The sequence below is a fragment of the Marinomonas sp. 63XJN7_7_ISO-PGPR-S23-202 genome (assembly GCF_056173505.1).
Genome location: NZ_CM149677.1, coordinates 4,549,245 through 4,564,800 on the forward strand (window position 1 = coordinate 4,549,245; position 15,556 = coordinate 4,564,800).

Genomic DNA, 15,556 nt, shown 5'->3' on the forward strand with positions numbered 1-15,556 from the left:
CAAGGGAGATTGTAATGCGTTCACCCACAGAATTTACCGCTTGGAAAGCATTAACAGAACACCAGAAAGAAATGGCTTCTGTTGATATAGCATCCCTATTTGCCAACGATCCACAACGAGCCACAAAGTACACAGCTCACGCGGCTGGTTGGACATTGGATTATGCCAAAAACCGCGCCAGCGATAAGACATTAGCGCTGCTCATAGACTTAGCAAAAGAAGCTGGCCTAGAAAACGCCATCAAAAAAATGTTCAGTGGCGAACACCTCAACAGCACTGAGGATCGTTCAGTTTTACATGTCGCTCTTCGTGCCAGTCAGGCACAAAAGAGCCTCATGGTAGACGGTGTCGATGTTCTCGCCGAGGTTCGCTCGACCCTTAAGCAAATGGAAACCTTTGTTAAGCAACTGCACAGTGGCGAATGGAAAGGCTATACAGGCAAGCGCATCACGGATGTTGTGTCTATCGGTATCGGCGGTTCATACCTTGGTCCAAAAGTCGTAGCGGAAGCATTAACCCCCTACAAAAAAGACGACATTACGGTTCACTTCGTTGCCAACATCGATGGCTCAGACATCAGTGGCAAACTGAAGCAGCTCAATCCTGAGACGACGGTTTTTGTCATTTCATCAAAAACCTTCGGCACCTTAGAAACCTTGTCTAACGCCAACGCAGCGCGCGATTGGTTTCTTGGCAATGGCGGCTCACAAGATAACGTCAGCAAGCACTTTGCCGCGGTCAGTTCCAATGTAAAAAAAGCCGTTGATTTCGGTATGGCCGAAGAAAATATCTTCCCAATGTGGGACTGGGTAGGTGGTCGTTACTCACTCTGGTCTGCTATCGGTTTGCCCGTTGCCATTGCCGTCGGTATGGACAACTTCTACGAACTGCTTGATGGTGCTCATCAAATGGACGAGCATTTCCGCACCGCACCGTTTGAGGAAAACCTACCAGTTATCATGGGCGCACTTGGCGTGTGGTATATCAATTTCCACAACGCCCAAACTCACGCTTTGATTCCTTACGATCATTACCTACGCGCCATGCCTGCGCATATCCAGCAGCTCGATATGGAAAGCAATGGTAAATCGACCCTATTAAATGGCGATGGCGTAACAACCGACACAGGCCCTATCATTTGGGGTGGCGCAGGTACCAACGGCCAACACGCTTACCACCAGCTATTACATCAAGGGACACGCCTTGTGCCTGTGGACTTTATCGCCCCCTTGACCAGCCACAACCCCATTGGCGAGCATCACACTCACCTGTTTGCCAACTGCTTAAGTCAATCACAAGCGTTGATGGTCGGTAAGAGCCTTGAGCAAGCCAAGCAAGAGCTGCGTGACGCAGGGGCGACCCCTGAGCAAGTAGATGCTGTTGCGCCCCACAAAGTCATACCAGGCAACCGCCCTAGCAACACTCTACTGACAGACAAAATGACACCTGCCACAGTGGGTGCCTTAATCGCCCTATACGAGCACCGTACATTTGTACAAGGCACTATCTGGGGCATTAACTCATTCGATCAATGGGGCGTTGAACTGGGTAAAGTACTAGGAACTGACATCTACAAACGCCTTGTTAGCGATAGCGACAACAGTGCACTGGATGGGTCCACTCAAGCACTGATTGATGCCTTTAAAAAGGCTCAATAATAGCGTTTGGATTATGATAGATGCGTTTGAAAACACCAGCTTCAGCTGGTGTTTTTTTGTTTATTCTCTCCCCTTTTTAAAGGGGGATAAGATAGGGGATATTTAGCTAGTTATTAGGATTAACTCCATAAATTAGAGCTCTAGCCGTTTCTAATAGTTCAACGAAAAACACTATTTTCTCAGGTGTTTTTTTATTTTTTCACACATAAGAACACAAAAAATTATTTAATCAACGCATCATTACTAACAAACAAAAAAAACATCAAACACTTACAAGATATGACAAATAAAAACAATTCATTTCTTATTGATTCTATCAACTTTCTATTTTTAGCCGAAGATAATATATGACAACAATTAATAAGAAGGTATGATCATGTTCAACTTCTCTCAAAGGCTTTATCTAGGCTTTTTACTTGTCATTGTTTTATTAGCATTGGTCGGTGGAACCGCCTATTTTTCTCTAAATAATGCTTCAAGTGGTTTTAATGAATATCGTTCACTAGCGAGAGCCTCTAACGCAGTAGGCGAGATTCAGGAAAATATGCTCACGACCCGGAACAAAGAAAAAGATTTTATTTTAACGGGTAACTCGCAAGCGAAAGAAGCGTTTGATACGTATTTTAAGAACACTCAACACTCCATAGATGAAGCCATTAACGGCATAAATACTGCACAAGATCTAAAAACGATTCAGCACCTAAAAGACTCTCTCGGCGTTTACATCAGTGGGTTTGACAAAGTTGTCACGCTAAAAAAACAAAGAAACGAGCTTGTTGATAACATATTAAATAGTAAAGGTCCTGATATTGAAAAAAGACTATCAGCCCTACTGCTGTCTGTCAAAAATGCAGGCGATACCGAAGCCGCATACGATACCGCATTATCAATAAGAAGTTTACTGCTTGCACGTTTATATGTAATAAAGTTTTTAGAATCGAATCAGCAAAGCTCGGTAGACAGAGTTAACAAAGAGTTTTCGGATCTTAATGAAAAACTAAAAACCCTCAATGGAAAACTAAATAATTCCAGCGACAAAACACAACTCAATAAAATAACTCAAGATATAACAATTTACAAAGATGCCTTTAATCGCGTCGTTAACGTCATTCAGGATCGTAACACCATTATTAGCGACAAGTTAAATCCCGTTGGTGCTATTGTGACGAAAGCCACAGAGGACCTTAAATTATCCATTAAAAATGCTCAGGATAAACTTGGTCCCCACTTAGTAGAAAGCAATACTCTGGCTGTCTATTTTATCGAAGTCATCGTCGCGGTGGCGATTATATTAGGCATCACGGTAGCCTTTTTCATTACTCGGGCAACCACTGCCCAGCTAGGAGGCGACCCAGCCTTAGTCACACGAGTCGTTAGAAGTGTCGCTGAGGGCGACTTAGAAGTAGAGTTACAAAATAACAATGAGAAAGAAGCAAGTTTATACGCGGCCATCCGTAACATGGTCAAAAGTCTAAAAGAAAAAGCCGTCTTAGCGCGAAAAATTGCCGACGGTGACTTATCCTCTAATGTCCAACTGGCCTCCGACAAAGACAGCCTTGGAAAAGCACTGCAAGATATGGTGAAGAACCTCAACGCTATTCTAATGGAAATCCAAAACGCTGGCGATCAAATCGCGGTTGGCAGTTCACAAGTTTCTACCTTTAGCCATTCTCTTGCAGAAGGCGCCAACAAACAAAAAGATAATCTACAAACCATTTCAGCCGCTTTGGAACAACTCTCCGTACAAACCAGTGAGAATGCAGAATATGCGAAAAAAGCGAATATACTGGCAGAACAAGCTCAGCAAGCGGTGACACAAGGACAAGCTCATATGAAAGAGATGGTCATGGCAATGAAAGAGATTAGCGAGGCTGGAGAAAGCATTGCGGGCTTTATTAAAACGATTGATGAAATCGCGGAACAAACCAACTTACTGGCCCTAAACGCTGCCATTGAAGCGGCTAGAGCTGGCGAGCAAGGACGAGGCTTTGCCGTTGTGGCTGATGAGGTTCGAGGTTTAGCCTCTAGAAGCACCAGTGCCGCCGCAGAAACCGCCAAATTAATACAACTGTCATCAAGCAAAACAGAAAATGGCGTGACCATCGCTGAAAACACAGACAAGTCCTTACAAGCCGTGTTTGATGGTATCACTGAAACGTCATCCATCGTGGCAAAAATCGCCTCCGCAAGTGGGGAGCAAGCTCTTGCGGTGAATGAAGTGACCCAATCGATGGTATCTGTTGGTGATGTGGTGGAGTTAAATGCATCTGGCTCTGTGGAAGGCGCTGCCGCTGCAGAAGAGCTCAGTAGTCAAAGCGCAGCCATGAAACAAACGATGGAACGTTTTATATTAGCTAAGGCTTAGAGTATGCTTTTCCTCTCCCCTCTTCTCGAGGGGAGATCCCACTTCTGTCCATCCTCTCATTGCTTTTTCCTCATATTCGCACAAATGCCTTGACGGCAGACTCTTTTGGCAACCATCTGCATATTTTTTGAACTATAGATAGCCACTGTAAATATTACCGATAAAAACAGGAAGCTATCTTTAACAAATTGACGTAGAGCTTCAACAAGACAAGAATAAAAAGATAATGATTATCATTTATTTTTATGCTTTCGTTCTTCTAATTGCTGTTTAAAGAGAAACTGCCCATGCCATTACGTAATTTGCTTTTAGCCATACTGTTTTCAAGTGCTTGCCTCCCCGCTTATGCGGACCGTTTGGTACTTCAGCTAACACTGACCCCTGCAGGCTTCTCCCCTAAACAACTTACTGTCCCTGCCAATAAACGCATTCAAATAAAGCTCGTTAATAAAACACAACAGGTCGCAGAGTTAGAAAGCTATGACATGAAGTTCGAAAAGATCGCTGTGCCAAATGGCCAAATTTCAGTTTTTACTGGCCCATTAGAAGCGGGGAAATATACCTTCTTCAATGACTATAGCGACCATGTGACAGGCACGCTAATCGCCCAAAAGCCATAAGGATTCTTCACTATGATTGCTGTTTTGTTGATCGTCTTTAGAGAAGTGCTAGAAGCGGGGTTGATTATTTCGATCGTCAGCGCGGCTTGCAAAGGGTTAGCCATTCGCACTCAAGTGATTAGCGGCATCGCCCTTGGACTGATCGGTGCCATTATGCTGGCTAAATTCACCAGTTTAGTCGAATCATCCCTGTCTGGTTATGGGCAAGAAATCTTTACCGCCGTCATTTTGTTGACTGCGACGTTGATGTTAGCTTGGCAAACGGTTTGGATGTCGGTCAAAGGCAGGGAAATGGCGGAAAAAAACCGACAGCATGTCAAAAGCCTATTACTCGATGGTAAAGGCGGCTTTGCCATCACCATTGTCATCGCCATCGCTGTGTTACGAGAAGGGTCAGAAGTGGTGCTGTTCCTCTACAGCCTCTTTTTATCTTCCAGTTTAACGGAGAATAGTATGCTTATTGGCGGACTGTCCGGTGTCTTATTAGGCATACTGGTGACTTATTCTTTATACCGAGGCATCGTTATGATCCCTCTGCGCCATATCTTCTCATCCAGCAACGTTATTTTATCCATCATCGCTGCAGGTTTATCCAGCCAAGCGGTTGGCATTCTTGCCAATATTGGCTTCCTACCACAATTGGGCTCACAAGTTTGGAACAGCTCATTTTTATTATCCAGTAACAGCTGGGCTGGTGTACTCGCCCATTCCGTTATTGGCTATACGGCAACCCCTATGGGGATTCAACTAGTAACTTGGTGTGTCGTTTTGTTGGTGATTTCTTTCACAACATATCGGCTTAAACACACCTATTACACAACTAAGGAAAAACAACATGCAAGTCACGAGTAGTAATATCAAAAAAGCCTTGTCTTTAACGGCTATTTGCTGTGGTGCGGCTCTCATCAGCCAATACGCCAGTGCACGTGAATACCCTGTCGGAGGCCCAGTCCATAAAGATGGGATGGAGATTGCTTCATCCTATTTATTAAACATCAAGACACAGCCCTCTCCAACATCCATGGTAATGGGCAAAAATGTTATCCACTTGGAATCGGATGTGCATGCCACTCAGGACAATAAATGGGGCTTTCCGAACGGCGCATGGATTCCTTATGTGAGTGTGGATTATGTGGTGACGAAAGTCGGTGACAAACACTTTATGAAATTTGGACAAATGCTCCCAATGACTGCAGCTGATGGCCCTCATTATGCTCATTCAGTGAAATTACCAGGCAAAGGAACCTATGTGGTTCATTTGAAATACACAGCACCGGACGAGAAAGGATTTTTGCGTCATATTGATAAAGCAACCGGAGTACCCGCTTGGTTCAAACCGTTTGAGCTAACCTTTAAATTCAAATACCCACACGCTTAGCAGGCCACATGTAGCGCAACCCCTGTTGCGCTTTCTTTCCCTTATGAAAATCATAACAAAATTTATCATTGCGGTTACACCTGTGATGGTTTTAGGCACCATCAATCAAATGCTCACTTACCAGCCAACGGGCCAAGATGATCCGTTGCTCATTTCTCTTGTTGGTAAATGCGCCGCTATCGCCCTAGCTGGCGAACTGTTTTATCTGATCTATCACTTTGGCATTGAAAAAATCACGGATAAACTGTCCATAAAATCCTCTCAAGACATCCTTTTTAGTGGCATTATTTTTCTCTGCATAGTGCCTTATCACGTCGCCTACTTGGATGTTTTTACCTGTTTTTTGATTGGCAATCTTATTTCTACCGCGAAGATTAAACATCAACATTATGTGTTTTATTTAAATGGTGCCATTGCTTCAAGGCTTGTTCTATTCATCATCCACTTGCCAATGATCCATTACAGCCAATACCATCCAGATATTGACGCTATCTCCTCTGCGACCCCATTATTGAAACTCGCTCTGACTCACCACTTTAATCTTATACCCTACTCTCCCTTATCACTCACTCAACTCTTTTTAGGACAATGGCAAGGCAGCATTGGTGAAACCTCTAAGCTAGGACTATGCCTTTCTTGTCTGCTACTACGTTCTTTCGGATTAATAAAAATGCTCCCCATCTTCATTGGTTTGGCCGCCAGTGCTATAAGCTATACGCTCTTCCACCAAGAGATCGGCCTACCTCTACATGGTTACTTATCATTTATTCTAATGGGCGGCTTTATCTTTGGACTAATCTTCATGACAACGGATCTCTTCACCTCAAGATTGAACCAACTTCAACGCTGTCTATACGTCATGAGCATTGGCTTTTTATGTATCACCTATCGAGCTTTTCTTCCGTTTCCTGAGGGTATGTTACTCGCTATCATTTCAAGCCAGATGCTCTTTGCCCTCGTGCTAGTAGGTAAATACCTGTGTACCGACATGTGGAAACGCAATGTAAACCATATTCACCATCCTCTGCCATAGAGCCGCCTCCATTAGCTAATCGATCAACTTATAAACAATGTATACCGAGTTCATAAGTTTTACCCACGAAAAAATGAAACTGAAAGCATAAAATAACAAAAATTGGCACATTTTTAAATTTTAATTATCATAATGTGATAATAAATTGAATTGTTAGTCGTTTTTTACTATGTTCTTATCCGTGCATTACATGTTTCTGAAAAAAACCAAAAAATGAGAGCAAAAACATGAGACCACTTTTTAAGATAAGTAAGCTAGGCATCTGTACCGCTCTGCTAGGAGCGCCATTACTAAGCCATGCCTATCCCCTGATAGATAAAGACAACCAGCATTTATCTTTCAATGGTGAAGCCGATGTGGGGGCATTTCATAGTCAAGAGACATATGGTAACCCTCATAAGTCTCCCTCTTGGCAAGAGGGTTTTATCAAATTTGGGCTTTCTGGTGATCAAAAAGCCGCCAACGGTACGTTCTTCAGTACCATTAATGCCATCTCCAGTGGTACCTGGGGAGATGGCGATGCTGCGGGCCTGACAAATGGCAGTGAACGTAAAACCAATATCGAAGATTTATTCATCGGGTATCGCACAAAAAATATTGAATTCTCAACAGGTAGACAAGGATTTGTCGTCGGTAATGGCTTCATCATCAACAATGATGCTCTAAACATGGGCAAAGGCCTAGATGCTCAAGCTGCTGCGGATGGAGTAAACCCTAACCGTGGGGGCGCCTACTGGCTTGCGGCGCGAAAATCCTTTCATAATACCGCGATCCTGCGCTTAGGTGGCGATAAAGGCTGGCGCTCTGATATTTACTGGCTCCAATCAAACAATGCAGCACAGGCCAGCACGGAGATGGCGGGGATCAATATCGAAAACCACAATAAATATGGCGTGGTCGGCTTTTTATTCAATAAAGGGCTAAGTGTTAATCAAAAAGAAGCAAAGTTCTTTGGCTTAAACAAACGCGATGGGCAAAAAACCATGAGCGTACGCTATCAAGGAGACGCTGGCATAAAGCCATTATTCTTATCGGCACAATACGTCAAACAAATACAAGGGGATGACTCCAAAAACGCGAAGGCATGGTATGCCGAAGTTGGCTGGACCTTTGATCACATTGCCTGGTCTCCAAGCCTTCACTACCGCTTTACTCAATACGGGGAAGGTTACGACCCTCTCTTCTATGGATTCAGCCGTGGTTATGGTACTTGGTTCCAGGGAGAGGTGGCCGCTAACTATGCTGGCCCATCAGGAGCCTCTATCGATTCCGATATTCAATCCATTCAACTCTCAGCAACCCCAACAGACAAAATTAGTGTCGGTGCCTTGTATTTTAACTTTTTGAAAACCAAAAATGGTACGGGAAAGAACAATGCAAAAGAGGTCGATCTGTGGATGCAATGGGCGGTCAACGATCACCTAATCATTTCGCCTGTAGTTGGTTTCTACAAACCAAGATCCAGCGCCAGCGCACAAGGCAATGATAACACCAATGTGTATTCTCAAGTCATTGCCATCATGCCGTTTTAAAGCGACATAATTTCATATCTACAAAAGCAACGAAAACAATGGCCTATTTTTTTCCCTTCGGGCCATTGTTTTCCCTTCCCGCTCTCCTATCAGAACCCCAAATAGACTTAACCCATTCTTTAAGTATCGTGTTACCCCAAGTTCCAGCACGACAGGCTTTTTACCAGCCTGGATTTCAGTATGGTCTTTTTCTAGTTTTAATGACGGTTATCGTTTAAACGACAAAGAAGAAAGTCATATCATTAGATGAGGATTAGGCTAGGTCTGGTGCATCCAAATCCAAGCCCATTTCTTTTAATACGGTTCCTGCTGTTCGAAAAGCATCAATCGATGCCGGCACACCGCAGTAAATCGCTACCTGCAATAAAATTTCACGAATCTCTGCGACGGTGACGCCATTGTTCACGGCACCGCGCACATGCAAGGCCAATTCATGGGGACGATTCAGAGCGGAGATCATCGCCAAATTAATTAAGCTCCGCTCGCGCTTAGCTAAACCTTCCCGTTGCCAAACATCGCCCCAGCAATATTCCGTGACCAACTGCTGAAGTGGACGTGTAAAATGAGTCGCATTATTGATCGAGTTATTAACGTAGTCTTCCCCTAACACCGCTTTACGGGTAGCAAGGCCTTTATCAAATTTATCCGTCATATCGTTACCTATAAGTTACTTATATTGAAGTGCTACCGTCTGATCAAGTAACTGGAGACGATAGGTCTGTCCCGGAATCATATCAACAGGCTTGGTCAAAGAACCACTCAAAAACTGCTGTCCAGTTTTTACTTCGCCAAAAATAGCCAATATGCCGCGTATCATGCGCACCACAGAAACAAGCGGGCCACCCAAGACATTCTCCGCAGAGCCGACGTCACTGGTAATGTCGGTTTCCAGCAGACAGGAATAACCGGACTTTTCAAGCGTATTAGTATCAAACGGAACCAGTTGACCGACTTGATAAAAACCTGCCGCAGCGTTATCAGACACAAAATGACTAATATCAAACTTCCAACCTTGGAGACGACAATCAGCGACCTCAATCGCGGGCGCCATCCACGTAATGGCCGCCAATATCTCGTCGTCAGACACATGACGCCCAGTGAGGTTTTTGCCCAAAACAAATAAAATTTCAGATTCAATTTTAGGAGCAATAACTTGCTCCTGAACTAATTCACCAGACAGAATATTGTCGACAAATAGGGGCGCATAAATCGGCTCCTGTAAGGCAAAACGGTCTAGGGCTGGCTGGCTAGACAGCGCCACTTTCCAGCCTATTAACTTATTTCCCGCTTGTTGGTTTAGGTCAATCACGGCTTTTTGCACCTGATAACCAAAAGCAACATTCTCCATGGAAAGCGCGTCTATCAAAGGGATAGCAGTGCATTCACGGCGCGCTTCCATCAATGCCCTAGCAACTTGCTCTTCTAACACAAGACTCTCCTACTTCGAGTTAACAGGTCGCGATTATTTGCCTATAAGCTGGGAACGTAAGGCATCTAACACTTCGTTGAGACGTCTTGGAGAGGTTAAGGCCGCTACAAAACGGTCTGGACGAATGATCACAATTTTATCTCGTGCTTGACTAAACCAATCAGCCAAGCTGTTTTCTAAATCTTCAATGCTCGTGCAGCCAGATGCCGTCAAACGTTCATCATGACTTAATCCACTGCGCGAGGGATTGGCTTGCACATATTGGGTCTGCATCTTGTTCCAGAAGGCTTTATTTTCCTCCGACATAAAGTCCGTCGGATTCGTGCGATAACCGACGATGGAAAACCAATCCCCTAATACCGTATCCAACTTCTCTTTGTTGCCTTCCGCCGTTTCGATATTCGGCTGGATAAAGAGTTTTCCCACTAAGCTGTCTTCGTAGACTTCGTCACTTTCGTGATACACGATGCCTTTAACAATGTGTGCTTTGGGTTTGAATTTGAACTCGACCAAATGCTCACGCAGACTGTCCACTGAATCCGTTGCTTTGAATATCCAGTCACGAATGCCTGCCATAATCGGATTCGTCATGCCCAAGACCGCGCCCATGTTGTCGGCCAAACCAACCAAATCGGTCGCATGTCCACGACGTTCATCATCGTAGGTATGCAAAATATTGGGAGAAGCCAAACCTTTCACCACTGCCGCGACTTTCCAACCAATGTTCACCACATCACGAATCCCCGAGTTAAGGCCCTGACCAGCCCAAGGAGGCGTGATATGGGCAGCATCACCACACAATAGGACGCGGCCTTTGACAAAGTTATCGGCGACACGGGAGTTATGGGTATAAGCGCGGATACGGACAATATCCAAGTTATCCACTTTATCGCCGATATGGCGACGAATCAGGCCGCGAATCACCTCTTCTTGGCAAATGTCTTCTTCTTTCTCATGGGGGAACAACATGAATTCCCAACGGCGATACTGGTAAGGTAAATAGATACACACAAAGGGCCTAACAGGATCCCCGTGTAAAGCAGTAAAAGGCGCATCCAGTGTGTCATTCGCCGCATCCACCACCACCCATTTAGCGGGATGAGTTAGACCGGTAAAGCCCACATTCAGTTGTTTACGAACCTCTGAACGACCACCATCCGCAGCGATAACATAACCCGCTTCCAGACAGTATTCTTCACCGGATGAGTCCGTGACGTGCAACACCACTTTATCGTCTTCGTCTTGGATACGTGTCATGACATGACCTAAGCGCAAATCCACTGAGTCAAAGCGCTTCAGACCATTGCGCAAGGTTACTTCCAGTAGCTGCTGCATAAACATGTTACGCATCGGCCAGCCATACTGGGCGGATTTGGGTTTCACTTCAGCAAAGCACACTCCACGGGAGTTGTAGTAGCGCAGAGGCACATTACTGATCATGTCTTTAACCGCCGTATCAGCCAGCCCAACACCTTGTAAAACACGCAGAGCTTCATCGTCCATCCCCACCGCTCTCGGGTAGGGAAGAATCTCTTCTGAGGCCTCAATCAACACCGTATTGATATTATATAAGCCCATATAATTGGCTAAGATGACACCGTTTGGCCCACCGCCAACAATTACAACATCTGCTTTTTGTGTTTTCATCAGTAAAGACCTCTAATCTGTAAGAACCGCTTGCATGAAACGGACAACCGCCTCATTAAATTTTTCGGGTTGATCATCGTGAACATAGTGACTGGCATGATCGATTTGAATAGCCTGCACAAAGTCACTGGACGCCGTAATCTCCACCACGGTTTGACTCGGTAAAAAGTCCGAATCGCCGCCTTTGATCAATAATGTAGGGCAAGAAATAGCTCGAAATGCGGGCCAGAGATCCATTGGCTCAATGGTCAAACGCGCCTCTGCAATACCCTGCTGATCGTGTTTCCACGTCACTTTTCCGTCCACTTCACGGAACGAGTAGGTCAAGCGTGCCTGTAAGGCCTGCTCGGTTAAATTCGGTCGAGAGTGAGTCCAAAAATCTTTGGCCGCTTGCCAAGAGTCGAAACTTAATGGCGTATTGCGCATTTCTCGACGAATACGTTCTGCCCCTTCACCTTGCTTGGAGGAGCCTGGACCAATGTCTTCTATTACCATCGCCATGACACGCTCTGGATACAAACGCGCAAACTCAGCCGCGTTTTGGCCACCTAATGAATGACCGATCAAAACAAAACGCTCTAACCCTAAATGGTCCACAAAACGTGCTAAATCCTGTACGTAAGTATCGGCGTTATAATCCTCGGTAGGCCCCCAATCACTATCACCGCGACCCCGTTGGTCCAAGGCGAAAAACGTAAACCCATCCCCCATTGCATCCACCAGGTCTTGCCATGTTTGTGCAAAACCTCGTAACCCGTGCAGCATCACCACAGGCACCTTGCCACTGCCCCATTGCAGGTAATGTAGGTTAAGCCCATCGTTGGTGAAAAAATGGCTGCTACTCGACATTGTCATGGCTATGACCTCTATAAAATGGCCTCTATAAAAAATGACCTCTAAACGAGGCCATTTTCTCCTTTAACATCTTTTGCTTGTAAGCCACCTAAACGTGCATGCAAGCGACCACGAGTCGCAAAAGACCAAATAATCAAAATCTCATCGTTACGAGGCGCATCATTAAAAGACACGGCAATAGAGTCATAATGAGAACGCACATAGAGAGCGTCTTTATGAGCTAACGGCACATCAATGGTCGCACCTGGCGCACCCACTTTACCGGTTGAAGGCACCCAAGATTTCCCGCCACCAACGGCAACACGAACAGGATCGGCCGCGGGGTTGGTTAAAAAGGCATTACCGTGTTCGTATTCGCCAAAGGCACCGACAAATACCGCTTTACCGTAACTAACGATCTCATTATCGCCGGCAATCTCATTAATGCGGCGGCCAAACTCTTTCCCTAATTCAGGAGAGTTTTCCACCAGCACCGATAAATCTTCAGAATAGGTATTCGCCAGAGGGTTATGAATAGCGGCCGCAATAACGTATTTTTTTACAGGCTCGCCATCGGCCAATTTACCGGTTTCATTGGCCAGTGTTTCTTCGTAATGGTAAAACCATTTACGAATATGGTATGAGCTAAAATTTGCTTCTTTCATGGTTTGAATCCTTAGTACATTGCAAAACAGTACATTGCTAAACAGCACATTGATCAAAAGTCATCAGTCAAAAATAGGTTCGAGTGTGATCGGACGACTCGGTGCATGAGCATGCTTAAAGCGGGACTTACCCAGCTCATCATCGTGTTCTGTTTCTAGGAAAAACTCTAAGCGATTGCCATCTGGGTCTTCAAAATACAGCCCTATACCCACTTCATGATCTGTGGTTTTGACAATCGGAACCTTTTTCGTTAATAACATGCCATATAGGCGGCGTAAGGTGGTCAAGTCGCCATCAATCTCCATACCGTAATGCTGAAGACCAATGATGCCTTTGGTCGCCCCTTCTGGCGCTTTAATCAAAGCAATATCATGGTGTTTATCACCAAAGCTCATCATTACCCACTCGTCGCCATTACGAGCGTTTTTTTCCATCGATAACACATCCGCATACCAATCAGCGGAAGCATTGGGATCGGATACAAATAAAGAGATATGAGTACGATTGATTTTCACCTTCATGTTCATCACCTATTTTTATGTGTTCACACCACTATTTTTTGATTACAGAGGTATGAGCGGCCTTAATAACGGCTTCTGCTGGCGTCCAAAGCACATCGGAAATTTCACTGAACTCACGCCATTCTTTTTTCCAAGATAGCCCTGCTTTCTCACTGGTAAATAAATGTCCGTACTTGGTGCCAGCCACCACTTGATCCGGATTGGCAGGGTTTACATGAATCCCCCAAACACATGAGTTAGGCTGTAAGGGAAAGGGCAGCAGCTGCCATGTTGCAGCGGCATCATGGGATACATACATTTGGCTGGTCGTCCCAGGCGTACCATCTGACACACTTAAATAAATCGTGCTTTCTGTGCCCATTGGTACTGCGGTCGCACGAGCGTAGTACAAACCAAAGGCTTCTTTGGCGATAATACCTTCCCATGTTTCACCATCGTCAAAGCTGCGATACACGGCATTCACACATACGGCGACCACTACCTTTTTACCCTGATTGGGAAGCACTTGAATAGTATGAATATCGGAATTGAAATCCCATAGCAAACGCTCATCAATACGTTCCCAGGAATCGCCTCCATTTTCACTCTTAAACAAGCCACCCTCTTCTAGACCGAACCAGACTTTATTCGAGTCTGTAGGGTCAAAGGCAAACGCCAATAAGCGAGGCTTACTCACACCAGCACAAAACTCTGGAATCTCCACCGGAGCACGATCCCATGTTTCCCCAGCGTCCTTAGTGCGCCATAGCACCGCACGAGACGGCGCACCAGTGCCGACAAAAATACGTTTTGGATTTTTTGGATCGACCGCCACTTTCCATACGGTTTCACCATTAAAAGGGGAATCGATACGCGTCCATTTAGAACCCGCGTCTTTACTAACACACAGACCAGTGTCCGTACCGATGTATAAGGTACTTGGATTCGTCGGATCCACATCCAGAGAGCGGGTAATCGCGTCAAATTCAATGTCCTGACCTAATGCAAGACGGTGCCATGTTTGACCATTATCGGCACTTTTCACCACGCCTTGGCCAACGGTTGATACTAAAATTGTGCCACTCATACTACCTCCTAAAGGAAAATGCCGCGAGTTAGTCCACCATCAATACCAATCGATTCGCCTGTCACGGCACCCGCTTTGGGTGACGCTAAAAAAGCAATCAAATAGGCGATTTCAACGGGTGCTAAGGTACGACGGATCGGTGTTACATCAATGTAACCCTGCTCCACTTCTTGTGGGGTTTTGTTTTGGATCTTACCTTCGCGCTCATACAACTCTTGAATATGAGGGGTATCCACCACACCAGGATGAATGATGTTACAAGTGATACCGTGGGGGCCAAGTTGGTCCGACAGGTTTTTCGTCATATGAACGATGGCAAGGTTACGCATACCAGACATCACTTTACTGCTACGACCGGTTAAGCCACCGATGTTGATAATGCGACCGAAGCCTTGTTTCTTCATATAAGGGGTGACAGCTTTGGCACAACGGAAATAACCAATGACTTTGGTGTCTAAATCGCCCAGCAATTCGTGATCATTGGCAAACTCAATGGAGTTACGAACCACACCGGAAGGCGCTGCTGCACCGTTAACCAAAATATCTACACGGCCAAATTCTTTGGCGGCTACCGCCACCATATTGTCGACGGAATCCATATCCGTAGTGTCACACGTAACAGGCAGAACGCGGCGGCCAGTTGCTTCGGAAATTTCCGCTGCGGTTTTTTCCAGTACAGACATGGTGCGCGAACAAATCACCACATCACAGCCTTCTTGCGCTAAAAATCTGGCAACATCTTTGCCGATGCCCATACCACCACCGGTTACAATGGCAACTTTATTTTTAATTTCTAAATCCATAATC

At 45.2% G+C, this 15,556-nt stretch carries 15 protein-coding genes; 7 read left to right on the top strand and 8 right to left on the bottom strand.

The features are described from left to right. Window positions 1-14: 14 nt before the first annotated feature. The 7 genes from pgi to AC0VYG_RS20965 all read left to right on the top strand — a co-directional run bounded on the left by pgi (window position 15) and on the right by AC0VYG_RS20965 (window position 8,586). Window positions 15-1,658 carry a glucose-6-phosphate isomerase gene (gene pgi, locus AC0VYG_RS20935; protein ID WP_475429817.1) on the top strand — a complete coding sequence of 548 codons (1,644 nt, stop codon included), beginning with the start codon at window positions 15-17 and terminating at the stop codon, window positions 1,656-1,658. Between the two features lie 376 nt (window positions 1,659-2,034). Continuing rightward, a complete protein-coding gene (locus AC0VYG_RS20940) occupies window positions 2,035-4,023 on the top strand; it encodes a methyl-accepting chemotaxis protein (protein ID WP_475429818.1) in 1,989 nt (662 codons plus the stop codon). A gap of 287 nt (window positions 4,024-4,310) precedes the next feature. Then, a complete protein-coding gene (locus AC0VYG_RS20945) occupies window positions 4,311-4,643 on the top strand; it encodes a cupredoxin domain-containing protein (protein ID WP_475429819.1) in 333 nt (110 codons plus the stop codon). Window positions 4,644-4,655: 12 nt separating this feature from the next. Next, on the top strand, window positions 4,656-5,495 hold the full coding sequence (locus tag AC0VYG_RS20950; protein WP_475429820.1) for an FTR1 family iron permease: 840 nt from the start codon (window positions 4,656-4,658) through the stop codon (window positions 5,493-5,495). After that, window positions 5,479-6,021, top strand: a complete 543-nt coding sequence (locus AC0VYG_RS20955) for an iron transporter (protein ID WP_475429821.1) — start codon at window positions 5,479-5,481, stop codon at window positions 6,019-6,021. The genes AC0VYG_RS20950 and AC0VYG_RS20955 overlap by 17 nt, the downstream gene beginning before the upstream one ends. 43 nt (window positions 6,022-6,064) lie before the next feature. Beyond that, window positions 6,065-7,054, top strand: coding sequence for an RnfABCDGE type electron transport complex subunit D (locus tag AC0VYG_RS20960; protein WP_475429822.1), 990 nt, complete (start codon window positions 6,065-6,067; stop codon window positions 7,052-7,054). Between the two features lie 227 nt (window positions 7,055-7,281). Next, window positions 7,282-8,586, top strand: coding sequence for an alginate export family protein (locus AC0VYG_RS20965; RefSeq protein WP_475429823.1), 1,305 nt, complete (start codon window positions 7,282-7,284; stop codon window positions 8,584-8,586). Between the two features lie 253 nt (window positions 8,587-8,839). Here the strand turns inward: AC0VYG_RS20965 and AC0VYG_RS20970 are convergent, their stop codons facing one another. The 8 genes from AC0VYG_RS20970 to AC0VYG_RS21005 all read right to left on the bottom strand — a co-directional run bounded on the left by AC0VYG_RS20970 (window position 8,840) and on the right by AC0VYG_RS21005 (window position 15,552). After that, window positions 8,840-9,238 carry a carboxymuconolactone decarboxylase family protein gene (locus AC0VYG_RS20970; protein ID WP_475429824.1) on the bottom strand — a complete coding sequence of 133 codons (399 nt, stop codon included), beginning with the start codon at window positions 9,236-9,238 and terminating at the stop codon, window positions 8,840-8,842. A 15-nt stretch (window positions 9,239-9,253) separates the two neighbouring features. Further along, entirely contained in the window at window positions 9,254-10,015 is a 762-nt protein-coding gene (locus AC0VYG_RS20975; protein WP_475429825.1) for a 2-keto-4-pentenoate hydratase, read from the bottom strand. 33 nt (window positions 10,016-10,048) lie between these two features. Further along, the gene (locus tag AC0VYG_RS20980; protein WP_475429826.1) at window positions 10,049-11,662 is read right to left on the bottom strand and encodes a bifunctional 3-(3-hydroxy-phenyl)propionate/3-hydroxycinnamic acid hydroxylase; all 1,614 of its coding nucleotides are present in this window, start codon (window positions 11,660-11,662) and stop codon (window positions 10,049-10,051) included. A 12-nt stretch (window positions 11,663-11,674) separates the two neighbouring features. Continuing rightward, entirely contained in the window at window positions 11,675-12,517 is an 843-nt protein-coding gene (locus tag AC0VYG_RS20985; RefSeq protein ID WP_475429827.1) for an alpha/beta fold hydrolase, read from the bottom strand. A 41-nt stretch (window positions 12,518-12,558) separates the two neighbouring features. Next, entirely contained in the window at window positions 12,559-13,161 is a 603-nt protein-coding gene (locus AC0VYG_RS20990; protein ID WP_199476352.1) for an amino acid synthesis family protein, read from the bottom strand. A gap of 63 nt (window positions 13,162-13,224) precedes the next feature. Further along, the gene (locus AC0VYG_RS20995; RefSeq protein ID WP_475429828.1) at window positions 13,225-13,683 is read right to left on the bottom strand and encodes a VOC family protein; all 459 of its coding nucleotides are present in this window, start codon (window positions 13,681-13,683) and stop codon (window positions 13,225-13,227) included. A 31-nt stretch (window positions 13,684-13,714) separates the two neighbouring features. Beyond that, window positions 13,715-14,749, bottom strand: coding sequence for a WD40/YVTN/BNR-like repeat-containing protein (locus AC0VYG_RS21000; protein ID WP_475429829.1), 1,035 nt, complete (start codon window positions 14,747-14,749; stop codon window positions 13,715-13,717). Between the two features lie 8 nt (window positions 14,750-14,757). Beyond that, window positions 14,758-15,552, bottom strand: a complete 795-nt coding sequence (locus tag AC0VYG_RS21005; protein WP_475429830.1) for an SDR family NAD(P)-dependent oxidoreductase — start codon at window positions 15,550-15,552, stop codon at window positions 14,758-14,760. Window positions 15,553-15,556: the final 4 nt, after the last annotated feature.